This is a genomic window from Microbacterium sp. SLBN-146, assembly GCF_006715145.1.
Taxonomy (GTDB): Bacteria; Actinomycetota; Actinomycetes; order Actinomycetales; family Microbacteriaceae; genus Microbacterium.
Genome location: NZ_VFMR01000001.1, coordinates 3,227,655 through 3,253,218, shown reverse-complemented (window position 1 = coordinate 3,253,218; position 25,564 = coordinate 3,227,655). Strand labels below are relative to the sequence as shown.

Here is a 25,564-nt window from a genome sequence, read left to right as displayed (position 1 = left end):
TCGGCCCGATCTACCGTGGGGGGATGGCCAGGAGCACGAGCTCGACCAAGAACGGTCGCGCGCCCGCGAAAGCGTCGTCATCGCGCGCTCGGACCTCCGCGCCCGCGCCCAAGAAGTACGTCGGCGACGCCGAGAAGCCTCCCGCAGCCGTGCGGGCCTGGCTCGGTGTCGCGCACGGCGTCGGCGGTCTCTTCCGCGCCTTCGGTCCCGAGGTTCTCGAGAAAGAGCAGAGGCGCGACGGCTTCCCGTTCCTCCTCGTCCTCCTCGCCGTCGCGGGTGCCGTCAATGAGTGGTTCTTCATCGGCAACGATGTCGCCGCGGCGATCAGCGCCTACACGGTAGGCGGACTCGTCGGTCGTGAGGCGTTCATCATGCCCGTCCTCCTGCTCGCGCTGGCGGGATGGATGTTCCGGCATCCCTCGTCCGTCCATGACAACGGCCGGATCGGAATCGGGTTCGGACTCCTCGTCTGGACGATCGCCGGCTTCTGCCATGTCGCGGGAGATCGCCCTCAGCCCAGCTCGGGGCTTCCCGCGCTCAGCGAGGCCGGCGGGCTCTTCGGCTGGATGGTAGGCGAGCCGCTCGCGCTTCTGCTGACCGATGTCGGCGCCTACATCGTGCTGTCCTTCTTCGCTGCGCTGAGCGTCCTCATCATCACCAAGACACCGCCGAACCGCATCGGCAGGCGACTCGGCGAGCTGTACGCGTGGATGTTCGGCGCGGAGCCGAATGGGCCGCGTTTCGAGGACTCCGCCGATTCGCCCATCGACGAGGAGGCCGGACGCGACGACTCCCTGCCCTGGTGGCGCCGCAACAAGACCGGTCGCGAGAAGGACCCCGACGACGGAATCGGGTCGCAAGATCTCACGGAGCTCCTCACTCCCGGAGTCACCCAGGGCGGCTTCGATCAGGCCATCACGCCTCCCATGCCGCCGTCGCCGATCGTGACGGCCGATGCCGCGACCGAGGTCATCGACGCGTCCGTGCTCGCGGGCGTGGCGAAAGCCTCGAAGGGCTCGGCGACGACTCTCCGCGACGACAGCGACATCGACGGTCGCGATGACGGCCTCCTCCCGGGTCTCGACGGCATCGGGACGGAAGGCGATGCCTCCCGCGCCAATTACCGTTTGCCGTCGGTGGACGCTCTTGCCCCGGGTACACCGCACAAGACGCGCTCCGAGGCCAACGATGCGGTCGTCCGCGCCATCACGAACGTGTTCGAGCAGTTCTCGGTCGATGCCAGGGTGACGGGATTCTCGCGTGGCCCGACTGTCACGCAGTACGAGATCGAAGTGGGGCCGGGCGTCAAGGTCGAGCGCATCACGGCCCTCACGAACAACATCGCGTACGCCGTGGCATCGAATGAAGTGCGCATCCTCGCGCCCATCCCGGGCAAGAGCGCGATCGGCGTCGAGATCCCCAACGCCGACCGCGAGATCGTGACGCTCGGCGACGTGCTGCGCTCGCAGAACGCGATCAACTCGACGCACCCCATGACGATCGGTGTCGGAAAAGACGTCGGCGGTGGCTTCGTCGTGGCGAACCTCGCCAAGATGCCGCACCTTCTCGTCGCCGGCTCGACCGGGTCCGGCAAGTCGAGCTTCGTCAACTCGATGATCACGAGCCTGCTCATGCGTGCGAAGCCCGCCGACGTGCGCATGGTCCTCATCGACCCCAAGCGCGTCGAACTGACCTCGTACGCGGGCGTCCCGCATCTCATCACGCCCATCATCACGAACCCCAAGAAGGCCGCGGAAGCGCTGCAGTGGGTCGTGAAAGAGATGGACATGCGCTACGACGATCTGGCGTCGTTCGGGTTCCGCCACATCGACGACTTCAACAAGGCTGTCGTCGCGGGCGAGGTCGAGGTGCCCGTCGGCAGCGAACGGGTGCTCAAGCCCTACCCGTACCTTCTCGTCGTCGTCGACGAACTCGCCGACCTCATGATGGTCGCACCGCGCGATGTCGAGGACTCGATCGTGCGCATCACTCAGCTCGCCCGGGCCAGCGGCATCCACCTCGTCCTCGCGACGCAGCGTCCGTCGGTCGATGTCGTGACGGGTCTCATCAAGGCCAACGTGCCCTCGCGTCTTGCCTTCGCCGTGACGAGCGTCACGGACTCGCGCGTCATCCTCGATCAGCCCGGTGCGGATCGCCTTATCGGTCAGGGCGACGCTCTGTTCCTGCCGATGGGAACGTCGAAGTCCATACGCGTACAGGGTGCGTGGGTCAGCGAGCAGGAGATCGAGAAGGTCGTCGCGCACGTGACGGCCCAGGCGCGTCCCGACTATCGCCCCGATGTGCAGGCGGTCGCCGAGAAGAAGGAGATCGACGCCGACATCGGAGACGATCTGGAGCTTCTCCTCGCCGCCGCCGAACTCGTCGTGTCCACACAGTTCGGCTCGACGTCGATGCTGCAGCGCAAGCTCCGCGTCGGATTCGCGAAGGCCGGACGGCTCATGGACCTCCTCGAGTCCCGAGAGATCGTGGGTCCGTCCGAGGGATCGAAAGCACGAGATGTGCTCGTCACGAACGAACAGCTCCCTGCGGTGCTCGCTCGTATGCGCGGGGAGGACGTCCCCGACGCGGGCGACCCCTACGGTGCCGACGCCGTCGACAGGCAGTTCGACGGATACGAGGTCGTCGAGGGCGACGAGGACGGCTCCGAAGACGCGTGGGGCCTCACGGGTCGCGACTGAGCGTCCCTGACTCAGTAGGCTCGGCTCGTGGCGATTCCTCGGCAGCTGCCCAACGCGATCACGATCATCCGCATCCTGTGCGCACCGGTCTTCCTCTGGATGCTCTTGGCCGACGCGGGATCCGATGGGGCGCTGCGCTGGTGGGCAGCCGTTCTGTTCATCGTCGCGATCGCGACCGACGGGCTCGACGGCTATCTCGCACGTCGGCATGACATCGTCACCGATCTCGGCAAGCTCCTCGACCCCATCGCCGACAAAGTGCTCACGGGTGCCGCCTTCGTCGGTCTCTCGATCCTCGGAGAGCTCGACTGGTGGATCACGATCGTCGTGCTCGTCCGGGAGGTGGGCATCACGATCTACCGATTCGCGGTCGTGAGCGATCATGTCCTCGCCGCGGCGTGGATGGGCAAGCTCAAGACGGTCGCTCAGGCCCTCGCCCTCTCGCTCGCGCTCCTCCCGCTCGCCACCGTCGTCGGTGAGTGGATCTGGTGGGTAAACGTCGTGACGATGACGATTGCCGTCGTCTTGACGATCGCGAGCGGCATCGACTACATCGTGTCGGAAGTCCGCGGGCGCAGGGCTCGCACATGACGCAGGAGGTGCTCGCCAGCGGCATCCTCGAGCGGCTTGCTCTTCGTGGTTGGACGGTCGGGGTCGCCGAGTCCCTCACGGGAGGACTCGTCGTGTCGGCGCTCGTCGATATCCCTGGGGCCTCGGCGTCGGTGCGTGGGGGAGTGGTCGCCTACGCGACCGACGTGAAGCGCACTCTGCTGGGGGTCGACGCGACGCTGCTCGCCGCGGAGGGCCCCGTCGACGTGGCGGTGGCGCAGCAGATGGCAGAGGGCGTGCGCCGCGTGCTCGGCGCGGACGTCGGGATCGCAACGACCGGCGTGGCGGGTCCGGGAGCGCAGGACGGCAAAGCCGCGGGAACCGTGTGCGTCGCCGTCGTCACCCCCGACGGGGGTTCTTCCGGGACGCTCCTGTTCGACGGCGATCGCGCGGAGGTACGCCGGCAGGCGACGCGAGCGGCTCTCGACGCGTGTCTGCAGAGCCTGTGAAACGACGAACTCGCGCCGTTCTCGAGATACTTCGACGCCGCGGGAACAAGCCGTGTTTCGCCTCGGTTACATTCGGCGATTCCCACCTATTCCCCAGTCCGCGGGGCTAGATTGGCGTCACGGGTGCTGTACCGTTGTCCACCCGGGCATCGAGGGAATCGCGAAAGGGAGGGGGCCTGAAATGATCCTGGTTCGTCAAGAGATCGGCGAAGTGCTGCGTGACTTCCGCCAGCAGAAGGGTCGCACGCTCCGCCAGGTCGCGAGTCGTGCGAGTGTAGCGCTGGGCTACCTCAGCGAAGTCGAGCGTGGCCAGAAGGAAGCATCGAGCGAGATCCTCGCGTCGGTCGCCGAAGCACTCGACGTCCCCATCTCGACCATCATGCGCGAGGTCGGGGATCGCATCTCCGTCCTCGAAGGCATTCAGGTCTTCCCCGACATCGTCCCCGACGACCTCGTCGCCGAAGTCGGTCCCGAGCTCTCGCTTCGGTGAGCCGCGTCGCGATTCTGCGGCGCCCGACCCCGGTATCCGAGGGGTTCCACGGTGCGACGTAGCGAGTTTCAACGTGCTGTCGAGTCGGAGTTCGGTGACCGTTCCGACTCGCTTGTCGCAGACCTGTCGTTGAGCGCATTCTCCGGCCGCACCGCCGCCGAAGCGCTGTCGGCGGGGGTGCCTCCGCGTGAGGTCTGGCTGGCGTTGTGCGACCAGACCGACGTGCCCGTGCCGCGGCGGCACGGCGCTGGAAGGCTCGAGCCGAAGCGGTCGTGAGCCGGGCGAAGATTAATCGCTCGATGTGTTCCCCTCTCGGCGTGTTGCTCTCGAAAGAGTGTTCGATGCGCGCGTAGGCTCCTCCACAGCAGGAGTCGATGGACGCGTATCCACAGATTCGGGTAGGACGACGACGGATGTCGGAGGCCCTCCCTACCGTGGAAAACGTCGAAAGACACCTCATGCCTTGTCGCAGCATCTGCACCAGCCGGAGCGGAGCGCGACAGCCTACAGGCGACGGAACACGAGAGAAGGAGCACGTCATGCCATCAGCAGTCGACCGCGAGAAGGCCCTCGAGTCAGCACTCGCGCAGATCGATCGTCAGTTCGGAAAAGGCTCGGTCATGCGTCTCGGCAGCGACGATCGCGCTCCCGTCGAGGTCGTTCCGACAGGATCGATCGCCCTCGACGTCGCCCTCGGGATCGGCGGCCTTCCCCGTGGCCGCATCATCGAGATCTATGGTCCGGAATCGTCGGGTAAGACCACACTGACGCTGCACGCGATCGCCAATGTGCAGCGTGCGGGGGGCATCGCCGCGTTCATCGACGCGGAGCACGCTCTCGACCCCGACTACGCGCAGAAGCTGGGCGTCGACATCGACGCGCTTCTCGTCTCGCAGCCCGACACGGGTGAGCAGGCGCTCGAGATCGCCGACATGCTCGTGCGCTCGGGAGCAATCGACCTCGTCGTCATCGACTCGGTCGCCGCTCTCGTGCCCAAGGCTGAGATCGAGGGCGAGATGGGCGACTCTCACGTCGGACTCCAGGCGCGACTCATGTCGCAGGCGCTTCGCAAGCTGACCGGTGGTCTCAACCAGACCAACACGACGATGATCTTCATCAACCAGCTCCGCGAGAAGATCGGCGTGTTCTTCGGGTCACCCGAAACGACCGCCGGTGGCAAGGCGCTGAAGTTCTACGCGTCCGTCCGTCTCGACATCCGTCGCATCGAAACGCTGAAGGATGGCACCGACGCCGTCGGCAACCGCACGCGCGTCAAGGTCGTCAAGAACAAGATGGCGCCGCCGTTCAAGCAGGCCGAGTTCGACATCCTGTACGGCGTCGGAATCTCGCGTGAAGGAAGCCTCATCGACTTCGGCGTCGAGCACGGAATCGTGAAGAAGTCCGGCGCGTGGTACACCTACGACGGCGAGCAGTTGGGTCAGGGCAAGGAAAACGCGCGCAACTTCCTTCTCAAGAACACCGACATCGCGGCTGACATCGAGTCCAAGATCAAGGCGAAGCTCGGGATCGGTCAACCCAAGGCCGAGGCTCCCGCCGCCGACGAGCTCGCCGCCCGCCGCCCGGCTTGATGAGTGACGTGAACGGGGGCGACCCGGGCCATCCTGCATCCGCAGAGGGGCTCGCCCCCGTCATCCCGCTCTTTGGGGGTGCGGTGGAGTCTTCGGGTCGGGTGAGGGTCGAGGCACACGCACCGCACCCCACCGTCCCGCCGGCAACCTGGCATCCCACGTGGACGGACGACGTCGACGATCGTCATGACGACGAGTCGGCCGACGATGGTGATGAGTCCGCGGGGATCGAACGCGAGATCGCAGAGAAGAACCTGTTGAGAAAGCTCCGCTCTCGCTCGCTGTCGATTCGCGAAGCGCGCCGCGTCGTCGAAGAGCGTGACCTTGCCCCGCACGATGTCGACGCCGTGATCGCGAGGGTCGAGAGCCTGGGGTACCTCGACGATGCTGCACTCGCCGAGCAGCTCGTCCACGCGGCGGTCGATCGCAAAGGTCAGGGGCGTCACGTCATCGCGCAGACTCTGAACAAGCGCGGGATTCCGCGTGACGTCGCGGATGCCGCTATCGCAGCGCTGCCCGACGACGATCTGGATCGTGCGCTCGAGTTCGCGCGGACGAAGGCGCGTGCGATGAGCGGGCTGGACCGTGACACCGCCATCCGCCGACTCATGGGGCAGCTGGCCCGGAGAGGCTATGGCGGATCCATCGCATCGAATGCGGCCCGTCAGGCGCTTACAGAGGTCGATTCGGCGCCATCCGGTGTGCGATTCCGCTGATGCATCGTCCCGCCGACGTCCGCAGACTGCGGGCCAAGCCCCGGTCCTGAAGCCGGATCGTAGAATGGGCGCATCATGACGATCCCTTCCGCAGCGCCGACACTGATCGCGCCGTCCATCGCGGCGCGTGCCGCCGACGGTCGCAGCCGTACCTATGAAGTCCGCACCTTCGGCTGTCAGATGAACGTGCACGATTCCGAGCGGCTGTCCGGATCGCTCGAGAGCGCGGGTTACGTGAAGGCGGATGCCGGTGCTGAAGCCGACGTCGTCGTCATCAACACCTGCGCCGTGCGAGACAACGCGGCGGGCAAGCTCTACGGCACGCTCGGTCACCTCAAATCCCGCAAAGACAAGCATGAGGGCATGCAGATCGCGGTCGGCGGCTGTCTCGCCCAGATGGACAAGCAGGCGGTGCTCGATAAGGCACCGTGGGTCGACGTCGTCTTCGGCACGCACAACATGGGTTCCCTTGCCGGCATGCTCGAACGCGCGCGGCACAACGGCGAAGCCGAGCTCGAGATCCTCGAATCCCTCGAGGTGTTCCCCTCGACGCTCCCGACGAAGCGCGACAACGTCTTCAGCGGGTGGGTGTCGATCTCGGTCGGGTGCAACAACACCTGCACGTTCTGCATCGTTCCGAGCCTCCGCGGCAAGGAGAAGGACCGTCGGCCCGGCGACATCCTCAATGAGATCCGGCTCCTCGTCGATGACGGTGCGATGGAAGTCACCCTCCTCGGTCAGAACGTCAATTCCTACGGCGTCGAGTTCGGTGACCGGCAGGCGTTCGGAAAGCTCCTCCGCGCCGCGGGCGAGATCGACGGTCTCGAACGCATCCGGTTCACGAGTCCCCATCCCGCGGCCTTCACCGACGACGTCATCGACGCGATGGCCGAGACTCCGGCGGTCATGCCGCAGCTCCACATGCCACTGCAGTCGGGCAGCGACCGCATCCTCAAGGCCATGCGCCGGTCGTACCGCAGCGAGCGGTTCCTCGGAATCCTCGACCGCGTGCGCGCCCGGATCCCGGACGCAGCGATCTCCACCGACATCATCGTGGGGTTCCCCGGCGAGACCGACGAAGACTTCGAGGACACGCTCCGCGTCGTCGAGCAGTCCCGCTTTGCGAGCGCCTTCACCTTCCAGTACTCCATTCGCGAGGGAACGCCCGCTGCCACGATGCCCGACCAGGTCCCGAAGGCCGTGGTGCAGGAGCGGTACGAACGTCTCGTTCAGCTCCAGGATCGAATCTCTCTTGAGGAGAACCAGAAGCAACTGGGGCGCGAACTCCAGGTCCTGGTCTCAACGGGTGAGGGCAAGAAGGATGCCGAGACACATCGGCTCACGGGGCGGGCCGAAGACAACCGACTCGTTCACTTCGAGGTCCCCTCGGGGTCGCATGTTCCCCGACCCGGCGACATCGTGTCGGTCGTCGTGACGCACGCGGCTCCCTTCCACCTCCTTGCAGACGTCCAGAGTGGCGCCCCTCTCCGCATCCGCCGCACGCGTTCGGGCGACGCATGGGACCGCGCGCAAGCCGAGTCCTGCGCTGTTCCCGGGCCCGCCGAGTCGGGTGCTCCGCGCGCTGTGTCACTCGGACTGCCGACCCTGCGCGTCGACGGGTGACGCCGCCCCGACGCGGCAGCCTCGACTCGCGGACACGGCCGTGACGGATTCCCTCCGCGTCCCACGACTCTGGGCCGTTGTCGGGGCGACAGGCACGGGGAAGACGGTAGCGTCGCTCGAGCTCGCGAGCCTTCTCGAACGGCGGGGGCGACCGGCGGAGATCGTGAACGCCGACGCCATGCAGCTCTATCGCGGTATGGACATCGGTACCGCGAAGATCCGTGAGGACGAGCGTCGCGGCATCCCGCATCATCTTCTCGACATCCTCGACGTCACGGACGAGGCGACGGTGGCGTGGTACCAGGACACTGCGCGCGCCGTCATCGACGAAATCCACGCACGGCGTGCGGACGCGATCCTCGTGGGCGGGTCGGGTCTGTATGTGTCGAGTGTGCTCTTCGACTTCCGCTTCCCGCCCCGCGATCCGAGCGTTCGTGCGCGCCTGGAAGCTGAACTCGACGCGGAGGGGCCGGGCGCGCTCTACGCCCGCCTGCGAACGGCGGATGCGGCGACGGCCGAGAGAGTGGATCCGCGGAACGGCCGGCGAATCGTGCGTGCCCTGGAGATCCTCCTGGCGGGGAACGCCACGCATGGAGCCGCCCTGCCGGAAGAACCGCTCTCCTGGCACGACGAGACGCGCATCGTCGGAATGCAGACGCCGCGCGAGGAACTCGTGGAACGACTCGACAGGCGCGTCCACGACATGTGGGACGAGGGTTTCATCGGGGAGGTGGAGCGACTGCGCACGGATGGCCTCGAGCGCGGTGTCACGGCGCGGAGGGCCATCGGCTACGCACAGGCGCTCGCGCAGATCCACGGCGAGGTGTCGGAAGACGAGGCCATTCAACAGACCCAGGCGCTGACGCGTCGGTACGCTCGACGTCAAGTGTCGTGGTTCCGGCGCTACGCAGACGTCCGATGGATCGCGGCGGGAGAGTCCCTCGCAGACCTCGTGGAGGAGGACCAGTGACGAAGATCCGAGCATTCGAGGAACGCGACACCGAGATGGTGGTCTCGCTGTGGCAGACCTGCGGACTGACACGGCCGTGGAACGACCCTTACCGCGATATCGCGCGGAAGCTCACCGTGCAGCGAGAACTGTTCCTCGTCGCGGAGGACGCCGGCGAGGTCGTCGGCTCCGTCATGGCCGGGTACGACGGTCACCGTGGCTGGCTGTACTACTTGGCCGCGGCGCCGTCCCATCGGGGTCAGGGGATCGGTCGTGCACTTGTCGAACAGGCCGAGACGCTCTTGATCGAGCTCGGCTGTCCCAAAGTGCAGATCATGGTTCGACCTGAGAACGGGATCGTTCGCCCGTTCTACGACGATCTCGGGTTCACCCCGTTCGAGGTGTGGGCGACGGGGAAGCGGCTCATCGAAGACTGATCGCCGGCGCGACTCTAGACTGGACGAATGCCGCAGACCATCCCCTTCACGAAAGGTCACGGCACGGGCAACGACTTCGTCGTGATCCCCGATCCCGACGGTGCGCTCGATCTCTCCGATGACCAGGTCGCCGTCCTATGCGACCGACGCTTCGGCATCGGGGCGGACGGCGTGCTCCGCGTCGTGCGCTCGTCGGCGATTCCGGAGGGCGCAGGGGCGGATGCCGAGTGGTTCATGGACTACCGGAACGCCGACGGATCCGCTGCGGAGATGTGCGGGAATGGCATCCGCGTGTTCGCGCGCTATCTCGTCGACGCCGGATGGGCCTTCATCGATGACGAGCCGCTGGCGATCGCGACGCGTGCGGGCGTCAAGCACGTCACGCGCAGCGACCGCGGTTTCGAAGTCGACCTGGGCACGTGGCGTGTCGAGAGCGGTGACGTCCTGGTGCGGGCCAAGGGTGCTGGTGCGCCGCGTCCGGGTATGGGGATCGACGTCGGCAACCCGCACGTCGTGGTTGCTCTGCCCGACACCGACGAGCTCGATGCGCTCGACCTCGCTGCTGTGCCGCAGTTGCATCCCGAACCGGCGAAGGGGGCGAACGTCGAGTTCGTCGTTCCGAGCGACCCGCTCGTCCACGCCGGCACGGGCTCGATTCGCATGCGCGTGTTCGAGCGCGGCGTCGGAGAAACCCTCAGCTGCGGAACGGGAGTCGCCGCAGCTGCCCTCGCGGTACGGGAGTGGGCAGGTCCCGCGGCGCCGGATGCATGGACGGTCGACGTGCCGGGTGGCACGCTCGGCGTCCGCATGCACGACGGACATGTGCTGCTGTCCGGTCCCGCGACGCTCGTCTACGCGGGCGAAGTCACCCTCGCCTGATCGCGCTCGCTCGCGGCAGGGCGATGCTGCCGGTCTGAGGCGCGCCGTGGCGCTTGACGCGGAGTACGCGGAACCCTCGGCCCGTCGCCGCTCGGTGCACGCTGAAGCCCTGGTGGAACGTCGCGGCGAGCCAGCGCTGGAGCGAGTCGGAGCCGAGGTTGCGCTGGACGACGAGCCATGCGTCCGACCGCTCATCCAGGCGCGGAATCCATCTCTCGAGGAGCCCGTGTAGTTCGTTCTTACCCACGCGGATGGGGGGATTGGAGCGGATGCTGCGGAAGGTGACGTCGGAGGGAACATCGTCGGGGAGCACGGCGTTGACGTTGGAGAGCCCGAGGGCCTCGGCATTGCGCCGAACCAGGTCGAGTGCGCGTTCGTTCACATCGACGGCCCAGACGGTCGCGTGCGGGGATTCGAGAGCCACAGTGAGGGCGATCGGACCCCACCCGCTTCCGAGATCCAGCAGATGCCCTCCCGGCGGGGGCGGCGGGGTATTCGCGAGCAGGACGCCCGTGCCCGCATCGATGTGGTCGGGGCTGAACACCCCGCCCGCTGTCGTGACCTCGACATCGCGCCCGGCGAGGTTCACACGGATACGACGCAGATTCTCGGGGCTCGCGGGGGATGCGCTGAAGTAGTGGTCGCTCCCCATGGGTGTCGAGCGTAGCGGAGGACCCCGTCGGACGGGGAAGCTAGAATCCACGGATGCCGCCCTCGCGGCATCCCGAAAGGAACACATGACGGAAACGACGACACCCCGAAGCACGGACGAGCCGGCGATCGACCCGGTGGATCGAGTGCTCGCGCGCGCTGAAGCGCGGTCGGGGGTGCACGTCTTCGGAGGTGCGCAGGCGTTGCAGGACGAGCGGACGGTCTCGCGCACCGACACCGACGGCGACCAGTGGGATCGCGAAGAACGCGCTGCGCTGCGCCGCGTTCCCGGTCTGTCGACGGAGCTCGAGGATGTCACCGAGGTCGAGTATCGCCAGCTGCGGCTGGAGAACGTCGTCCTGGTCGGAGTGCACCCGCAGGGCGAGCAGACCGACGCAGAGAACTCCCTTCGGGAACTCGCCGCGCTGTCGGAGACTGCGGGCGCGGTCGTTCTCGACGGCATCCTCCAGCGCCGTCCGCATCCCGACCCTGCGACGTACGTCGGTCGGGGCAAGGCGGAGGAGCTCCGCGACATCGTCGCCGCTGTCGGCGCCGACACCGTCATCGCCGACACGGAACTCGCTCCGAGCCAGCGGCGCGCGCTCGAGGATGTCGTGAAGGTCAAGGTGATCGATCGCACGACGGTGATCCTCGACATCTTCAGCCAGCACGCGAAGAGTCGCGAGGGCAAGGCCCAGGTCGAATTGGCGCAGTTGGAGTACCTGCTCCCGCGCCTTCGAGGCTGGGGTGACTCGATGTCCCGCCAGGCCGGTGGGCAGGTCGGCGCGGGCGGTGCGGGCATGGGATCCCGCGGTCCCGGTGAGACGAAGATCGAGCTCGACCGGCGTCGGATCCGCACGCGCATGGCGATGCTGCGGCGCCAGATCCGTGATTTCGCTCCCGCGCGCGACGCCAAGCGCGCCGAGAGGAAGCGCAACACGATTCCTGCTGTCGCGATCGCGGGCTACACCAACGCCGGCAAGTCGAGTCTCCTCAACCGTCTGACCCGAGCGGGAGTTCTCGTCGAGAACGCTCTGTTCGCGACCCTCGACACATCGGTCCGTCGTTCCCAGACGGCCGATGGGCGGGTCTACACCCTGACCGACACCGTGGGCTTCGTGCGGAATCTGCCCCATCAGTTGGTCGAGGCGTTCCGGTCGACGCTCGAAGAGGTCGGCGACGCGGATGTGCTGCTGCACGTCGTCGACGCGTCGCACCCCGACCCGGCGGCCCAGCTCGCGACGGTCCGCGATGTCATCGGCGACGTCGGAGCCCGCGACACGCTCGAGATCATCGTCTTCAACAAGTCTGACCTCGTCGACGATGACACGCGTCTGATTCTGCGGGGGCTCGAGCCGAAGGCTCACTTCGTGTCGTCTCGGACCGGAGAGGGGATCGAAGAGCTTCGGACCGCGATCGAAGAAGCGCTCCCGCTTCCCGCCGTCGAGGTCCACGCCCTGGTGCCGTACGACCGCGGCGATCTGATCTCGGCCGCGCACGAGTCCGGCATCATCGTCGCGCAGGAGCACCGAGCCGACGGCACGTACCTCCACGCACACGTGGGGGAGCGACTCGCGGCAGAGCTCAGCGCCTTCACGAGCTGAATCCGGCGTCAGTCCAGTTCGAGGGGGGCGACGTCGGGGGGTGAGAACTCGAAGACGGCCGCGAGGAATGCGAGTTCGGTTTCGAGCGCGTTGACGACGGTTTCGGCGCGCCGGAATCCGTGGCCTTCGCCTTCGTAGAGGACGTAGGCGTGCGGAACGCCCTGGCGAGCGAGGGCGTCACGGACGGCTTCGGATTGCGCGGGCGGAACGACGGCGTCTTCCGCACCCTGAAGCAGCAGGAGCGGTACGCGGAAGAGGTCCGGACGTGTCAATGGCGACCGTTGGAGGTAGACCGCCTCGGCCTCGGGGAAAGGGCCGATGAGGCCGTCGAGGTAGCGCGCCTCGAAATCATGTGTGTCGGCCGCCAGGGCCCTCGCGTCGCCCACGCCGTATCGCGAGATGCCCGCCGCGAAAGCGTCTGTGCGTGTCACGGCGCCGAGGACCGTCCAACCGCCCGCCGACCCTCCGGCGATCGCGATCCGTTCCGGATCGGCAGTTCCGGATGCCGCGAGACCGCGCGCGGCTGCGGCGACGTCGTCGACATCGATGATGCCCCAGGCGCCTCGCAGGCGTTCGCGGTACCTCCGGCCATAGCCGGTCGACCCTCCGTAGTTGACGTCAAGAACCCCGATGCCTCGGCTGGTCAGGTAGGCGATCTTGCCCGACGCAGCGGGACCCACGTGGGCCGTCGGGCCACCGTGCACGAAGACGACGTACGGCGGCTTCTCGCCGACGGGCGCAGCGCAGAGCGGATTCGTCGGTGGATAGTCGAACGCCTCGATCGGCCCGCTCGGTCCGTCGAAACGGACGGCGCGGGGCTGTGGCATCCACTGCGCTCCCCAGGGTGCTGACGCGCCGCTCACGGTCGTCACGTCGCCCGTGTCGATGTCGACGGACCAGAGTCCGGGGCCGTCGACACGCGTGGATCCACTCAGGAGGACGCGTGTGCCGACGGCATCCTCCACGACGCCCCCCGTGGACAACGGCGTGTTCAACGGAGTCACAGCGCCGGATGCGGGGTCGATCACGACGGTCTCATCGGCGCCGTTCGTTCGGAGAGCGACGATCCTCCCGTCGGCGAGGACATCGAACCAGCGGGCGCCGAGGACCCACAGCCCGCCGCCCGTGTCCGCATCGGAGGGCGCGATGGCCAGCGGGTTCTCCTCGCCGAGCCGGAGCCGATACAGATTCCAGCGATCCGTCGGGTCATCGCTGAAGACGATGGTCTCGTCGTCTAGCCAGATGGGCTGAACCGGGGACGTCGATCCGCCCGCGCGCGTCGGCCATGCCGTGACTTTGCCGTCTTCGATCGTCCCGACGCGTAGTTCACTCGCATCCCACGGCATGGCGGGGTGATTCCACGCGATCCATGCGAGCCGAGTGCCGTCGGGGGACAGTGAAGGCTGTGCGACGAAATCGCTTCCCGCCACGAGCGACGTCGTCGCACCACCATCGAGCGGAATGCGGACGATGTCTCGCGCGGGGACGGCGGTGCCGATGTCGCGCTCGCGGACGGCGAGGACGAAGCCCTCGCCGCGGCGCAGACCTCCGTAGCGGGCCGTGGGGTCCGCGGACGTCGCAGGGATGGGCTCGGACCCCGGGCGCAGTATCCAGACGCGCTGGTCCGTCTTCTCGACGAAGACGAGAGCGTCGCCGACAGCTGTCCACGCACCCCCGCCGTATTCGTGCACGCGGGAGCGCGCATTCCAGGGCGCTGGAAGGAGCGTCTCCACATCGCCGGATGCCGTGCGCCGGCGCACAGCCGTCCGCCCGCCCTCCGCGGCGATGCTCTCCGCCCACCAGACGTCGTCGCCGACGAACTGCGCTCCTTCGAAGCGAGGAGAGGCCGCTGAGACGCTCGCTGCCGAAAGGGGGGAGGGCCACGAGCCGTAGGGAATGGTCACGACTCCCACGCTAATCCCGGGTCAGACGGCGCGAAGCACCGCCACGACTTTGCCGAGGACGACCGCGTCATCGCCGAGGATGGGCTCGAACGCCGAGTTGCGGGGGAGAAGCCACGTGTGTCCGTCGCGCTGGCGGAAGGTCTTCACCGTCGCTTCGCCGTCGAGCATCGCCGCGACGATCTCGCCGTTGTCGGCGGTCGACTGCGATCGGATGACGACCCAGTCGCCGTCGCAGATGGCGGCATCGATCATCGACTCGCCCGAGACCTTGAGCATGAACAGATCGCCCTTGCCGACGAGTTGACGCGGGAGGGGGAAGACCTCGTCGATCTGCTGGTCGGCGGTGATGGGAACACCGGCCGCGATCCGCCCCACGAGTGGCACGAGGGCAGCGTCGCCGACCGTCGGGGCGGTGTCGGCGGGATTCTCGCCTGCCGTACCGGGGAGGTCGATGAGGACCTCCATGGCACGGGTCTTTCCGGCATCGCGTCGGAGGTACCCGCTCAGTTCGAGCTGGTTGAGCTGATGCGTCACGCTCGAAAGCGACTTGAGGCCGACCGCATCGCCGATCTCTCGCATGCTGGGCGGATAGCCGTGACGCGCGATCGACCGCTGGATCACCTCGAGGATCGCGAGCTGCTTGTCGCTCAGGCTCTTCCGGCGCCGCGTCTGAGGCCTTTCCCGCCCGGCCGCTTCGCTCATCTCCAGCTCCTGTCTTCGAATGTCGGAGGTCTGTGGTGGGGTGACCTCATCGAAACGCTATCCGGTTTCGAGAACAACCCGGAGCAGCTGCTCCGCGTGTCGCGTTCGAATACCGGACTCGCGAACGTCGTGTTGACATCAGCATACATCGAAGATAGCTTCGGAAGAGAACTTCGCATCCGACCTCCCCGGCCGGAGGTCGGATGCGAACCTCTTCCCGTACCGAGGAGACAACCCATGAGCGCCTACACCGCCACCATCGCCCCCGAGACCCGGCTCCGCCTAACGGTCCGTGGCCGTCGCGTTCTCGCGTTCCTGGTCGCAGCTCCCATCGCCGTCCTCCTCACGTACGGGCTGATCAGCGGGGGAGCGGCACTTGCGTCGCGCGACAACGGCGCAACGGTCCCGTTCTCGGTTGTCACGGTCTCGTACGGCGACACGCTGTGGTCGATCGCCCAGGAGGTCGCGCCCACGTCGGATCCGAGAGACGTCGTCGACGCGATCGCGCGTCTCAACGCCCTTCCCGGTGGCCTCATCGAGATCGGCCAGACCATCGCGATCCCGGCCGAGTACTCGACCGCGCAGTGATCCGCGCGTGTCTCGCGCCGTGACGACCGCGCCGAGTCGCTGCGCACCGGACCGTGACGGCATCCAGGCGTTCTACGATTGCGTGCGTGACTTCTCGCCTGGACAGACTCCCGTTACGTGACGATCTCCGCGGTCTGACGCCGTATGGAGCGCCGCAGGCAGCCCTGCCGGTTGCGTTGAACGTCAATGAGAACACTCATGCGGTACCCCAGGACGTCGCGGATGACATCCTCGACTCGATCGCCTTCGCACTACGAGACGTGAATCGCTACCCCGACCGGGAGTTCACCGCACTTCGTGAAGGATTCGCCGAATACCTGGGGCACGGACTCACTGCCGACCAGATCTGGGCGGCGAACGGCTCCAACGAAGTGCTGCAGCACCTGCTGCAGGCGTTCGGTGGGCCGGGGCGGACGGCCTTCGGGTTTGCTCCGACGTATTCGATGTATCCCCTGCTTGCGCGGGCAACCGGCGCGGCCTGGATCGCAGGCACCCGTGAGGCCGACTACACGATCACGGCGGATGCCGCATCGTCGCAGGTCGCGACAGCCGATCCGGACGTCGTCTTCCTGTGTTCTCCGAACAATCCCACCGGCACGCCCTTGTCCCTCGACGTCATCGAGGCCGTGTACGCGGCCAGTCGCGGGATCGTCGTCGTCGACGAGGCGTATGTCGAGTTCGCGCCGCACGGCACACCGTCCGCGCTCTCGCTTCTCCCGGGCCGTGAGCGCCTCGTGGTTTCGCGCACGATGAGCAAGGCATTCGCTTTCGCCGGCGCACGTGTCGGATACCTCGCTGCGGACCCGGCCGTGATCGACGCGCTTCGGCTCGTCCGGCTCCCTTATCACTTGAGCGCTCTTACTCAAGCGGCCGCGACGGCCGCGCTCCGTCACTCCGACACGATGCTCCGGATGGTGGATGACATCGTGGCGCAGCGCGATCGGATCTCGGCGACGCTGGAGGCGCTGGGCTACCTCCCGCACGAATCCTGGACGAACTTCGTCCTCTTCGGCGGCGTCGACGATCCCGCCGACACATGGCGACGACTCTACGACCGCGGCATCCTCATCCGCGACGTGTCGATCCCGCACCACTTGCGCGTGACGGCGGGCACGGAAGACGAGACGACCGCATTCCTCGATGCGCTCGCGTCGATAGACTCGGAGGCATGAGCCGCACCGCCGAACACCGCACCGCCTCCCTGCGGCGCGCGACGAGCGAGTCCACCGTCGAGCTCGAGCTGAATCTCGACGGAACGGGTCGCAGCCACATCGAGACGACGGTGCCGTTCTTCGATCATCTCCTCACCGCCTTCGCGAAGCACTCCCTGACGGATCTGACGGTGCGCGCCTCCGGCGATACCGAGATCGACGCCCACCACACCGTGGAGGACGTCGCGATCGTGCTCGGACAGGCGGTGCGCGAGGCTCTCGGCGACAAGCGAGGGATCTCCCGTTACGGCGATGCGCTCGTGCCCCTCGACGAAGCGCTTGCGCAGGCCGTCGTCGACATCAGCGGACGACCCTACCTCGTCCACTCGGGTGAACCGGCAGGCTACGAGTTCCACCTCATCGGTGGTCACTTCACGGGGTCGCTCGTGCGGCACACGTTCGAAGCGATCGCGTTCCACGCCGGACTCACCGTGCACGTCACGCTCCTTGCCGGCCGCGACCCGCACCACATCGCGGAGGCCGAGTACAAGGCGTTCGCACGTGCGTTCCGGCAGGCCAAGGCGCTCGATCCCCTCGTCGACGGCGTTCCGAGCACGAAGGGTGCGCTGTGAGTTCACGACCGCTCGTGGCGGTCCTGGACTACGGCTCCGGCAACGTCCACTCCGCCGTCAAGGCGCTCGCGGCCGCCGGAGCGGACGCTCGGCTGACGGCCGACCGCGGCCTCGTCATGGACGCCGACGGCCTCGTGGTCCCCGGAGTGGGGGCCTTCTCGGCAGTTATGGCGGCACTGCAGAAGATCCGGGGCGGCGAGCTCATCGATCGGCGTCTTGCGGGCGGTCGTCCCGTTCTGGGCATCTGCGTCGGGATGCAGGTCCTCTTCGAGCACGGTGTCGAACGCGGTGTCGACACTGAAGGACTCGGCGAGTGGCCGGGCGCCGTCACAGAGCTCGACGCGCCCGTACTTCCGCACATGGGGTGGAACACCGTGCAGGTCGGGGAAGGGTCACGCCTGTTCACCGGCATCGAAGACGAGCGGTTCTACTTCGTGCATTCGTACGGTGCGCAGAAGTGGCAGTTGGACGTCCAGGGACCGTTCCGCCAGCCGGCGCTCACGTGGTGCGACTACGGAACTCCGTTCCTCGCCGCCGTCGAGAACGGCCCGCTCGCGGCGACCCAGTTCCACCCCGAGAAGTCGGGGGAGGCGGGCATCCGCCTGTTGTCGAATTGGGTCCAGGGCCTCAGCAGGACTAACCTCTGAGATCGTGCCGTCCGCCGGCCATCTTCCGCGCGTGACTGTCCTGCCCGAGGAGCCATGAACGATTTCGCATCGACGCCCGAACTGATCCTGCTACCTGCCGTCGACGTCGCCGACGGCAAGGCGGTCCGACTGACGCAGGGGGAGGCGGGTAGCGAGACGAACTACGGCGACCCCGTCGACGCCGCGCTCGAGTGGGCCCACCAGGGTGCTGACTGGATCCACCTGGTGGACCTCGACGCCGCGTTCGGTCGCGGCAACAACGCCGCAGTGATCCGGAAGGTGATCAAGCAGGTGAAGGGCGTCCAGGTGGAGGTGTCGGGGGGCATCCGCGACGACCGTTCGCTGGAGTCGGCTCTCGACAGCGGCGCGTCCCGTGTCAACCTCGGCACGGCGGCGCTGGAGAACCCCGAGTGGGCGGCGGACGTGATCGGCCGCTACGGCGAGTTCATCGCCGTCGGGCTCGATGTGCGCGGCACGACGCTCGCGGCGCGCGGATGGACGCGCGAGGGTGGCGATCTCTGGACTGTCCTCGAGCGCCTCGAAGCGGCCGGTTGCAGCCGCTACGTCGTCACCGACGTGACGAAGGACGGAACCCTTCGCGGTCCGAACCTCGAGCTCCTGCAGGAGATGACCGCCCGCACGCCCAAGCCTGTCATCGCGTCCGGCGGCGTTTCGAGCCTCGACGACATCGCGGCGCTGCGCGAGCTGGTGCCGCTCGGTGTCGAAGGCGCGATCGTCGGCAAGGCTCTTTACGCGGGTGCCTTCACGCTCGCCGAGGCACTGGATGTCGCCGGACACTGACGGTCGGCACGACGATCACCTCGCCGATTCGGCGGGGGTCCCGTGGGAGGGTCGCAGCTTCGAGGCGAACCGCCACGCGACGGACGACGGCTCGGCTGATCCGGCTCTCCTCGCGGCGCTCGACGCCTTCCGGAGCGGATCGGGTGATCAGGTCGCCATCGTCGACGCGTACCGGTCCGCGCGGCTGCTCATCCCGCTCGTCGCTGAGCGCGGCGACGAAGGGGTAGGCGTCCACGGGCAGCTCGTCGACAAGACGCAGGAGCTGTCGATCGTGACTGTCGCAGCCCCCGACGGGCGCCGCGTCCTCCCCGTCTTCACGTCCGTCGAGGCGATGGGCAGATGGGATGCCGCGGCGCGCCCTGTCCCCGCAGACGGCGTCCGCACGGCGCTCGCGGCGGTCGACGACGACACCGATCTCATCGTGATCGACCCGACATCCGAGACGGAGTTCGTGCTCCGCAGGCCCGCCGTGTGGGCGATCGCGCGGTCCGAACCGTGGGAGCCGAGCTTCAGTTCGCCCGAGGTCTTCGCCGGCTTGAGCGCGTCCATCGGGGGAGAACTCGCCGTTCTCGACCTCGAGGTGGCTCCGGGCGACCCGACCGGGCGCCTCCGGGGGCCGGAACTGCTCGTGCGCCTTCAGCTCGTCGATGGTCTCGACAAGGCCGCTCTCGACGCGGTGCTTTCGCGACTCGCGACGCGCTGGGCGAGCGACGATCGCATCGCCGTTCTCGTCGACTCGTTGACGGTCAAGCTCACGCGCGGCTGAGTTCGACCGCACGATCGTCGTTCACTTGTCTCAAAGGGCGGGCTCGCGACTCGCGAGCCCGCCCTTTGAGACAAGTGAACTGCCCGGGGCGCTCAGGTGACGGGGCCGGTCCACTTCTCGCCGGGACCCTTGCCGATCGGATCGGGAATCGTGGATGCCTCGCGGAATGCGAGCTGAAGCGAACGGAGACCATCGCGCAGCGAACGGGCGTGCATGTCGCTGATCTCGGGGGCGCCGGCGGTGATGAGTCCCGCCAGCGCGTTGATGAGCTTCCGTGCCTCGTCGAGGTCGGTCTGCGTCTCGGGGTCGTCGGCGAGCCCGACCTTGACCGCGGCCGCGCTCATGAGGTGGACGGACGCGGTCGTGATGACTTCGACGGCGGGGACATCCGCGATGTCGCGCGTGGCCGCGGAGGCGGCGCGCTCTTGCTCCTCCCAGCGTGCCTGGCGGGCTGAGTCCTGCTGGTCGTCGTCTCGAATCGTGTCCACGTGTATCTCTCTGCTAAACTATGCCGGGTTCCGGAGTGTTCTGCTCCGGACCGAAAGAGGATTCGATCCCACCCGCGCTTGCCGCTCCAGGCTACCGGGTCATGCACTCCGCCCCCTCCGCGCAAGCGTGGGGGGGTAGCAAGGGTGCGGAAGGCGCGCGCGAGAGCGCGATCCGGGTGAAGCTCTCCTCTTCTGCACCGCGTCACATCCGTGAGGCGGTGGCCACAACCGCATGAAAGAGGAGTTCCGCATCAGCGATCCCCGCACCAACGACCGCATCCGCGTCCCCGAGGTTCGTCTCGTCGGGCCGAACGGTGAGCAGGTCGGCGTCGTCCGTATCGAGGTGGCGCTGCGCCTGGCACAGGATGCCGACCTCGATCTCGTCGAGGTGGCACCAAATTCGAAGCCTCCCGTGGTCAAGATCATGGACTACGGAAAGTTCAAGTACGAGGCTGCTCAGAAGGCGAAGGAAGCGCGCCGCAATCAGGCCAACACGGTTCTGAAAGAGGTTCGGTTCCGGTTGAAGATCGACAACCACGACTATGAAACGAAGCGCAAGCGCGCCGAAGGCTTCCTCAAGTCGGGCGACAAGGTCAAGGCCATGATCCTGTTCCGCGGTCGCGAGCAGTCGCGTCCCGAGCAGGGTGTACGCCTCCTCCGCCGCTTCGCCGAGGATGTCGCGGAGTTCGGAACGGTCGAGTCGAATCCCACGATCGACGGGCGCAACATGGTCATGGTGGTCGCACCGCACAAGAACAAGTCCGAAGTCAAGACGGAGCAGAACGCGCAGCGCGCGGCGAACAAGGAAGCCGCCCGTACGGCGCGCACCGGCTCCGAGGAGACTGACGAGGCCGACGAGGCCGAGTAGGACCCCGCATACTCCCGCCGCGGCGGGTGACGACTCCCGCCTGGGCGGGAAACACAACGAAGGAAGAGAAATGCCGAAGCAGAAGACCCACTCGGGTGCCAAGAAGCGTTTCAAGGTCACCGGCAGCGGCAAGATCATGAAGCAGCAGGCGAACCTTCGCCACAACTTCGAGGGCAAGCCGACCAAGCGCACGCGCCGTCTGTCGGCGGACAAGGCCCTCGCACCCGGTGACGCCAAGGTCGCCAAGAAGCTTCTCGGCCACTGAGCGCCGTCGCAGGAATAGGAACGAAACGAAATGGCTAGAGTCAAGCGGGCTGTCAACGCCCAGAAGAAGCGTCGCGTCATCCTCGAGCGCGCCTCCGGTTACCGGGGCCAGCGTTCGCGGCTGTACCGCAAGGCGAAGGAGCAGGTCACCCACTCGCTCGTCTACGCGTACCGCGACCGTCGGAAGCGCAAGGGCGACTTCCGCCGCCTGTGGATCCAGCGCATCAACGCCGCAGCGCGCCAGAACGGCATCACGTACAACCGCTTCATCCAGGGCCTCGGTCTCGCGGGTGTTCAGGTCGACCGTCGCATGCTCGCCGAGCTCGCCGTGCACGAGCCCGCCGTCTTCGCGAGCCTCGTCGCAACGGCCAAGGGTGCACTGCCCGAGAACGTCAACGCCCCGCGCAGCGCCTGACAGCGGAACACACCCGGTGATCGGGTAGCGCCGAAGGCGCGGTTGATCCGGTGATCGAGTAGCGCCGAAAGGCGCGTATCGAGATTCAAGGGCGTCCTTCTTCGGAAGGGCGCCCTTCGTCGTGTTCGCCGTCGCCATAGGATGAAGACGTGCTCGAGAACCCGCGCTCGCCTCGCGTACGCGCCGTCGCGAAACTCACCAAGCGCAGTGCGCGGCAGGAAACCGGGCTGTTCCTCCTCGAGGGGCCTCAGGCAGCCCGCGAGGCTCTCGCCTACCGGCCCGAGACGATCGTCGAGATCTTCGCCACGCCGACGGCTCTGGAGCGCCACCCCGATATTCGAGAGGGTGTGCGCTCCGCTGACCTCGAGGTCGTCTTCACGACGGAAGCCGTGCTGGACTCGATGGCCGATACCGTGACGCCGCAGGGAATCGTCGCGGTGGCCCGCCAGACGCCGACTTCCGTGCGTGACATCTTCGCGGCATCCCCCCGCCTCGTCGTGATCTGCGAGGAGGTCCGGGATCCCGGCAACCTCGGCACGATCATCCGCGCGGCTGATGCCGCGGGGGCCGACGCCGTCATCCTGACCGGCCGAACGGTCGATCCGTACAACCCGAAGGTCGTCCGTGCCACGACCGGGTCGCTCTTCCACCTGCCCATCTCGGTCGGCGCCGACCTGGCGACGACTGTCGAGCGCGCACACGGCGCCGGTCTGAGGGTCATCGCCGCCGATGTCGGGGGAGAGGATTTCCTCGCGTCGAGACACGTCCTCGCCGAGCCCACCGCGTGGCTCTTCGGCAACGAGGCGAGGGGACTCGAAGAGGACGCCATCCAACTCGCCGACCTGACGTTGCGCCTACCGATCTACGGCGCGGCGGAGTCGCTGAACCTTGCGACCGCGGCCAGCGTGTGCCTCTACGAGACGGCTTTCGCGCAGCGTGCCGAAGCCTGAACCGATTCGTGCCAGGCCTGTTACAGATCGGTAAAGGTCGCGTCAACCTTCCCCGTTCGTGAGCCATGGCACCCTAGGGTGGCGGGATGACGACACCCGCTGATCCTGCGCCCCGGACGTCGAACATCTCGGTGCGACGCGGAGACCCGCTCGTGAAGATCACCGATGTGCAGAAGCACTACGGCGATTTCCAAGCTCTCACCGACATCAACCTCACCGTCAATCGGGGCGAGGTCGTCGTGGTGATCGGCCCGTCCGGCTCGGGCAAGTCGACGTTGTGTCGCACGATCAATCGGCTCGAGACGATCACGAGCGGGACGATCACGATCGACGGCGAGGAGCTGCCCAAGGAGGGGAAGGCGCTCGCGGCGCTGCGCGCCGACGTCGGGATGGTCTTCCAATCGTTCAACCTGTTCGCGCACCTGTCGATCCTCGACAACGTGACGCTCGGACCGATCAAGGTCAAGCGTGTCAAGAAGGCGGAAGCCGAGGCGCGGGCACGGCAGCTCCTCGACCGGGTGGGCGTCGGGCATCAGGCCGACAAGCTTCCCGCGCAGCTCTCCGGCGGTCAGCAGCAGCGCGTCGCGATCGCGCGTGCTCTCGCGATGCAGCCGAAGGTCATGCTCTTCGACGAGCCGACCAGCGCCCTCGACCCCGAGATGATCAACGAGGTTCTCGACGTGATGGTGGGCCTCGCCCAGGACGGCATGACGATGATCGTCGTCACTCACGAGATGGGCTTCGCCCGAAAGGCCGCCGACCGCGTCGTGTTCATGGCCGACGGCCTCATCGTCGAGGAGGCCACGCCGGAGGAGTTCTTCACGAACCCCCGCAGCGATCGTGCCAAGGATTTCCTCTCGAAGCTCATCACTCACTAGGCCCTGCGCCCTGCACCGGGCGCACGGAAATGAAGACGCATACGTAACCCAGGAGGATCACATGCGCAAGACACGTATCGGCGGTGCGTTCGCGGGACTCGCGATCGCAGCGCTCGTCCTGACGGCCTGCAACAGCGGCACACCGGGCGGCACGTCCAGCGGCGACGGCGGCGACGCGGGCGGCGACAGCGCCGGCCTGTGGGAGGTCGCGACCGAGGTCGACCTGACCGACAGCCCCACCTACGACCGCATGGTCGAGCGCGACGGCGTCATCGTCGGCGTCAAGAACGACCAGCCCGGACTCGGCTACGAGGATGCCACGACGGGTGAGCGCACCGGATTCGATGTCGACGTCGCCCGCTGGATCGCGGCTTCCCTGGGCTTCGACCAGGACCAGATCGAGTACGTCACGATCCCCTCCGCGAACCGCGAGCAGGAGATCGTCAACGGGAACATCGACTACTACGTCGGCACGTACTCCATCACGGACAGCCGCAAGGAGCAGATCGACTTCGCCGGCCCGTACTTCATCACGGGACAGGGCCTTCTCGTCGCTGCCGACAACGAGGACATCGGGGGCCCCGACGACCTCGAGGGCAAGATCGTCTGCTCGGTGACCGGTTCGACGCCGCTGCAGCGCATCCGCGACGAGTACAACCCGGGTGACACCGTGGAGTACGACACCTACTCGCAGTGCGTCGAGCAGCTCAAGGCCGGCTCGGTCGACGCGATCACGACGGATGAGGCGATCCTCGCCGGTTACGTGGCTCAGGAGCCCGACGCCCTGAAGATCGCCGGTGAGCCCTTCAGCGAGGAGCGCTACGGCGTCGGCCTCGAAAAGGGCGACACGGCCCTGAAGGACTGGATCAACACCCTCTTCACCGACGGTGGCGATGTCTGGACCGGACTGTTCGACCTCCACCTCGCCCCGGCGGGCATCTCGGGCACGCAGCCCGACGTCGACGAGTGATCCTCAGGGGGCGGCGCTGCGGCGTCGCCCCCTGAGACCCTTCCCTTCGTCGGCGAGAAAGGATCCACGTGGGCGTCCTGATTGACAACCTCGATCTGTGGGGAGAGTTCCTCCTCGGTACTCTCGTCCTGTTCTTCGCGGGCGGCGCGCTCGCCCTCGTGCTCGGGATCATCGTGGGAGCCATGCGCGTCTCGCCCGTTCCCATCGCGCGCGGCGTCGGCACGCTCTACGTCAACACGATCCGCAACACCCCCCTCACGCTCGTCTTCTTCGCGTTCAGCTTCGCGCTGCCGCCGCTCCTCGGGCTACGCCTGACGACGGCCACCTCGGTGACGCTCGCGATCTGCGCCCTCGGCGTGTACACCGCGACCTACGTCGCCGAGACCATCCGCTCCGGCATCAACACCGTCCCCGTCGGCCAGGCCGAGGCCGCACGCGCGATGGGGCTCACCTTCGGGCAGGTCATGACGCTCGTCGTGTTGCCGCAGGCGTTCCGCTCGGTCATCCCGCCCATGATGAGCGTCTTCATCGCTCTCTTGAAGAACACGACAGTGGCGGCAGGATTCTCGGTCGTCAATCTCGGTTCGATCCGCAACTACCTCAGCGAGCGCGGAGCCAACCAGTTCGAAGTCATCCTGTGGGTCATGGTGATCTTCGTCGCCCTCGTCCTGCTGCTCTCGTGGGCGCAGCGATCACTCGAGAACCGATGGAGGGTGGCTCGATGAGCAGCGTTCTCTACGACGTCCCCGGCCCTCGCGCGATGGCGCGGAACCGGATTCTCAGTGTCGTGACGGTCATCGTCGTCGCGGCGATCATCGGGCTCCTCGTCTGGCGCCTCATCGACA

Annotated in this window: 29 protein-coding genes; 25 read left to right on the top strand and 4 right to left on the bottom strand. The window is 67.1% G+C overall.

The genetic code is table 11. The features are described 5' to 3' along the window. Nucleotides 1-23: 23 nt before the first annotated feature. The 11 genes from FBY39_RS14685 (at nt 24) to dapF (ending at nt 10,440) form a co-directional block, all read left to right on the top strand. Nucleotides 24-2,699, top strand: coding sequence for a DNA translocase FtsK (locus tag FBY39_RS14685; RefSeq protein WP_141933122.1), 2,676 nt, complete (start codon nt 24-26; stop codon nt 2,697-2,699). Between the two features lie 27 nt (nt 2,700-2,726). After that, nucleotides 2,727-3,290: a CDP-diacylglycerol--glycerol-3-phosphate 3-phosphatidyltransferase gene (gene pgsA / locus FBY39_RS14680; RefSeq protein ID WP_141933120.1), complete on the top strand. Its 564-nt coding sequence runs from the start codon at nt 2,727-2,729 to the stop codon at nt 3,288-3,290. Then, entirely contained in the window at nt 3,287-3,757 is a 471-nt protein-coding gene (locus FBY39_RS14675; protein ID WP_141933118.1) for a CinA family protein, read from the top strand. The genes pgsA and FBY39_RS14675 overlap by 4 nt, the downstream gene beginning before the upstream one ends. Nucleotides 3,758-3,938: 181 nt before the next feature. Continuing rightward, entirely contained in the window at nt 3,939-4,247 is a 309-nt protein-coding gene (locus FBY39_RS14670) for a helix-turn-helix domain-containing protein (RefSeq protein WP_141933116.1), read from the top strand. 51 nt (nt 4,248-4,298) lie between these two features. Next, entirely contained in the window at nt 4,299-4,523 is a 225-nt protein-coding gene (locus FBY39_RS14665) for a DUF3046 domain-containing protein (protein WP_141933114.1), read from the top strand. Between the two features lie 263 nt (nt 4,524-4,786). Then, nucleotides 4,787-5,836 carry a recombinase RecA gene (gene recA, locus FBY39_RS14660; protein ID WP_141933112.1) on the top strand — a complete coding sequence of 350 codons (1,050 nt, stop codon included), beginning with the start codon at nt 4,787-4,789 and terminating at the stop codon, nt 5,834-5,836. Between the two features lie 101 nt (nt 5,837-5,937). Then, the gene (locus tag FBY39_RS14655) at nt 5,938-6,552 is read left to right on the top strand and encodes a regulatory protein RecX (RefSeq protein WP_260838010.1); all 615 of its coding nucleotides are present in this window, start codon (nt 5,938-5,940) and stop codon (nt 6,550-6,552) included. A 75-nt stretch (nt 6,553-6,627) separates the two neighbouring features. Then, entirely contained in the window at nt 6,628-8,175 is a 1,548-nt protein-coding gene (gene miaB / locus FBY39_RS14650) for a tRNA (N6-isopentenyl adenosine(37)-C2)-methylthiotransferase MiaB (RefSeq protein ID WP_141933108.1), read from the top strand. A gap of 40 nt (nt 8,176-8,215) precedes the next feature. Further along, complete coding sequence (miaA, locus tag FBY39_RS14645; protein ID WP_141933107.1) at nt 8,216-9,145, top strand: tRNA (adenosine(37)-N6)-dimethylallyltransferase MiaA; 930 nt, start codon at nt 8,216-8,218, stop codon at nt 9,143-9,145. Further along, entirely contained in the window at nt 9,142-9,561 is a 420-nt protein-coding gene (locus tag FBY39_RS14640; protein WP_260838009.1) for a GNAT family acetyltransferase, read from the top strand. The genes miaA and FBY39_RS14640 overlap by 4 nt, the downstream gene beginning before the upstream one ends. A gap of 27 nt (nt 9,562-9,588) precedes the next feature. Continuing rightward, nucleotides 9,589-10,440 carry a diaminopimelate epimerase gene (gene dapF / locus FBY39_RS14635; RefSeq protein WP_141933103.1) on the top strand — a complete coding sequence of 284 codons (852 nt, stop codon included), beginning with the start codon at nt 9,589-9,591 and terminating at the stop codon, nt 10,438-10,440. On the opposite strand, the gene FBY39_RS14630 is transcribed toward dapF, so the two are convergent. Next, entirely contained in the window at nt 10,427-11,092 is a 666-nt protein-coding gene (locus tag FBY39_RS14630) for a class I SAM-dependent methyltransferase (protein ID WP_141933101.1), read from the bottom strand. The genes dapF and FBY39_RS14630 overlap by 14 nt on opposite strands. An 85-nt stretch (nt 11,093-11,177) precedes the next feature. Here FBY39_RS14630 and hflX point away from each other — a divergent pair, with 85 nt between their 5' ends. Then, complete coding sequence (hflX, locus tag FBY39_RS14625) at nt 11,178-12,695, top strand: GTPase HflX (RefSeq protein WP_141933099.1); 1,518 nt, start codon at nt 11,178-11,180, stop codon at nt 12,693-12,695. Between the two features lie 8 nt (nt 12,696-12,703). Here the strand turns inward: hflX and FBY39_RS14620 are convergent, their stop codons facing one another. Further along, on the bottom strand, nt 12,704-14,599 hold the full coding sequence (locus FBY39_RS14620; protein WP_222115694.1) for a prolyl oligopeptidase family serine peptidase: 1,896 nt from the start codon (nt 14,597-14,599) through the stop codon (nt 12,704-12,706). Between the two features lie 21 nt (nt 14,600-14,620). Next, on the bottom strand, nt 14,621-15,301 hold the full coding sequence (gene lexA, locus FBY39_RS14615) for a transcriptional repressor LexA (RefSeq protein WP_141933095.1): 681 nt from the start codon (nt 15,299-15,301) through the stop codon (nt 14,621-14,623). A 237-nt stretch (nt 15,302-15,538) separates the two neighbouring features. Between lexA and FBY39_RS14610 the strand changes: the two genes are divergently transcribed. The 6 genes from FBY39_RS14610 to FBY39_RS14585 all read left to right on the top strand — a co-directional run bounded on the left by FBY39_RS14610 (nt 15,539) and on the right by FBY39_RS14585 (nt 19,886). Beyond that, on the top strand, nt 15,539-15,889 hold the full coding sequence (locus FBY39_RS14610; protein WP_141933093.1) for a LysM peptidoglycan-binding domain-containing protein: 351 nt from the start codon (nt 15,539-15,541) through the stop codon (nt 15,887-15,889). 86 nt (nt 15,890-15,975) lie between these two features. After that, nucleotides 15,976-17,061: a histidinol-phosphate transaminase gene (locus tag FBY39_RS14605; protein WP_141933091.1), complete on the top strand. Its 1,086-nt coding sequence runs from the start codon at nt 15,976-15,978 to the stop codon at nt 17,059-17,061. Continuing rightward, nucleotides 17,058-17,672: an imidazoleglycerol-phosphate dehydratase HisB gene (gene hisB, locus FBY39_RS14600; RefSeq protein ID WP_141933089.1), complete on the top strand. Its 615-nt coding sequence runs from the start codon at nt 17,058-17,060 to the stop codon at nt 17,670-17,672. Before FBY39_RS14605 ends, hisB begins: the two co-directional genes overlap by 4 nt. Continuing rightward, on the top strand, nt 17,669-18,319 hold the full coding sequence (gene hisH / locus FBY39_RS14595; RefSeq protein ID WP_141933088.1) for an imidazole glycerol phosphate synthase subunit HisH: 651 nt from the start codon (nt 17,669-17,671) through the stop codon (nt 18,317-18,319). The genes hisB and hisH overlap by 4 nt, the downstream gene beginning before the upstream one ends. Before the next feature lie 54 nt (nt 18,320-18,373). Then, nucleotides 18,374-19,120, top strand: coding sequence for a bifunctional 1-(5-phosphoribosyl)-5-((5-phosphoribosylamino)methylideneamino)imidazole-4-carboxamide isomerase/phosphoribosylanthranilate isomerase PriA (gene priA / locus FBY39_RS14590; RefSeq protein WP_141933086.1), 747 nt, complete (start codon nt 18,374-18,376; stop codon nt 19,118-19,120). Beyond that, nucleotides 19,104-19,886 carry an SseB family protein gene (locus FBY39_RS14585; protein ID WP_141933085.1) on the top strand — a complete coding sequence of 261 codons (783 nt, stop codon included), beginning with the start codon at nt 19,104-19,106 and terminating at the stop codon, nt 19,884-19,886. The genes priA and FBY39_RS14585 overlap by 17 nt, the downstream gene beginning before the upstream one ends. 92 nt (nt 19,887-19,978) lie before the next feature. On the opposite strand, the gene FBY39_RS14580 is transcribed toward FBY39_RS14585, so the two are convergent. Next, entirely contained in the window at nt 19,979-20,374 is a 396-nt protein-coding gene (locus tag FBY39_RS14580; RefSeq protein ID WP_141933083.1) for a DUF1844 domain-containing protein, read from the bottom strand. 232 nt (nt 20,375-20,606) lie between these two features. Between FBY39_RS14580 and infC the strand changes: the two genes are divergently transcribed. The 7 genes from infC to FBY39_RS14545 all read left to right on the top strand — a co-directional run bounded on the left by infC (nt 20,607) and on the right by FBY39_RS14545 (nt 25,444). Continuing rightward, nucleotides 20,607-21,242, top strand: a complete 636-nt coding sequence (gene infC, locus FBY39_RS14575) for a translation initiation factor IF-3 (protein WP_141933081.1) — start codon at nt 20,607-20,609, stop codon at nt 21,240-21,242. A 70-nt stretch (nt 21,243-21,312) separates the two neighbouring features. Beyond that, nucleotides 21,313-21,507: a 50S ribosomal protein L35 gene (rpmI, locus tag FBY39_RS14570; protein ID WP_141933079.1), complete on the top strand. Its 195-nt coding sequence runs from the start codon at nt 21,313-21,315 to the stop codon at nt 21,505-21,507. 30 nt (nt 21,508-21,537) lie between these two features. Continuing rightward, a complete protein-coding gene (gene rplT / locus FBY39_RS14565; RefSeq protein ID WP_141933078.1) occupies nt 21,538-21,921 on the top strand; it encodes a 50S ribosomal protein L20 in 384 nt (127 codons plus the stop codon). Nucleotides 21,922-22,070: 149 nt separating this feature from the next. After that, nucleotides 22,071-22,871 carry an RNA methyltransferase gene (locus FBY39_RS14560; RefSeq protein ID WP_141933076.1) on the top strand — a complete coding sequence of 267 codons (801 nt, stop codon included), beginning with the start codon at nt 22,071-22,073 and terminating at the stop codon, nt 22,869-22,871. An 86-nt stretch (nt 22,872-22,957) separates the two neighbouring features. Further along, the gene (locus FBY39_RS14555) at nt 22,958-23,749 is read left to right on the top strand and encodes an amino acid ABC transporter ATP-binding protein (RefSeq protein ID WP_141933074.1); all 792 of its coding nucleotides are present in this window, start codon (nt 22,958-22,960) and stop codon (nt 23,747-23,749) included. A 61-nt stretch (nt 23,750-23,810) separates the two neighbouring features. Next, nucleotides 23,811-24,719: a glutamate ABC transporter substrate-binding protein gene (locus FBY39_RS14550; protein ID WP_141933072.1), complete on the top strand. Its 909-nt coding sequence runs from the start codon at nt 23,811-23,813 to the stop codon at nt 24,717-24,719. A 68-nt stretch (nt 24,720-24,787) separates the two neighbouring features. Beyond that, nucleotides 24,788-25,444: an amino acid ABC transporter permease gene (locus FBY39_RS14545; protein WP_141933070.1), complete on the top strand. Its 657-nt coding sequence runs from the start codon at nt 24,788-24,790 to the stop codon at nt 25,442-25,444. The last annotated feature ends 120 nt before the right edge of the window (nt 25,445-25,564 follow it).

What these genes read in the sequence shown, in the direction of transcription:
- FBY39_RS14585 (WP_141933085.1), top strand. Translation starts at nt 19,104, where the DNA reads ATGTCGCCGGACACTGACGGTCGGCACGACGATCACCTCGCCGATTCG.
- FBY39_RS14550 (WP_141933072.1), top strand. Translation starts at nt 23,811, where the DNA reads ATGCGCAAGACACGTATCGGCGGTGCGTTCGCGGGACTCGCGATCGCA.
- FBY39_RS14610 (WP_141933093.1), top strand. Translation starts at nt 15,539, where the DNA reads ATGAGCGCCTACACCGCCACCATCGCCCCCGAGACCCGGCTCCGCCTA.
- FBY39_RS14670 (WP_141933116.1), top strand. Translation starts at nt 3,939, where the DNA reads ATGATCCTGGTTCGTCAAGAGATCGGCGAAGTGCTGCGTGACTTCCGC.
- lexA (WP_141933095.1), bottom strand. Translation starts at nt 15,301, where the DNA reads ATGAGCGAAGCGGCCGGGCGGGAAAGGCCTCAGACGCGGCGCCGGAAG.
- dapF (WP_141933103.1), top strand. Translation starts at nt 9,589, where the DNA reads ATGCCGCAGACCATCCCCTTCACGAAAGGTCACGGCACGGGCAACGAC.
- FBY39_RS14675 (WP_141933118.1), top strand. Translation starts at nt 3,287, where the DNA reads ATGACGCAGGAGGTGCTCGCCAGCGGCATCCTCGAGCGGCTTGCTCTT.
- rplT (WP_141933078.1), top strand. Translation starts at nt 21,538, where the DNA reads ATGGCTAGAGTCAAGCGGGCTGTCAACGCCCAGAAGAAGCGTCGCGTC.
- infC (WP_141933081.1), top strand. Translation starts at nt 20,607, where the DNA reads ATGAAAGAGGAGTTCCGCATCAGCGATCCCCGCACCAACGACCGCATC.
- hflX (WP_141933099.1), top strand. Translation starts at nt 11,178, where the DNA reads ATGACGGAAACGACGACACCCCGAAGCACGGACGAGCCGGCGATCGAC.
- FBY39_RS14685 (WP_141933122.1), top strand. Translation starts at nt 24, where the DNA reads ATGGCCAGGAGCACGAGCTCGACCAAGAACGGTCGCGCGCCCGCGAAA.
- rpmI (WP_141933079.1), top strand. Translation starts at nt 21,313, where the DNA reads ATGCCGAAGCAGAAGACCCACTCGGGTGCCAAGAAGCGTTTCAAGGTC.
- miaB (WP_141933108.1), top strand. Translation starts at nt 6,628, where the DNA reads ATGACGATCCCTTCCGCAGCGCCGACACTGATCGCGCCGTCCATCGCG.
- FBY39_RS14555 (WP_141933074.1), top strand. Translation starts at nt 22,958, where the DNA reads ATGACGACACCCGCTGATCCTGCGCCCCGGACGTCGAACATCTCGGTG.
- priA (WP_141933086.1), top strand. Translation starts at nt 18,374, where the DNA reads ATGAACGATTTCGCATCGACGCCCGAACTGATCCTGCTACCTGCCGTC.
- FBY39_RS14630 (WP_141933101.1), bottom strand. Translation starts at nt 11,092, where the DNA reads ATGGGGAGCGACCACTACTTCAGCGCATCCCCCGCGAGCCCCGAGAAT.
- hisB (WP_141933089.1), top strand. Translation starts at nt 17,058, where the DNA reads ATGAGCCGCACCGCCGAACACCGCACCGCCTCCCTGCGGCGCGCGACG.
- recA (WP_141933112.1), top strand. Translation starts at nt 4,787, where the DNA reads ATGCCATCAGCAGTCGACCGCGAGAAGGCCCTCGAGTCAGCACTCGCG.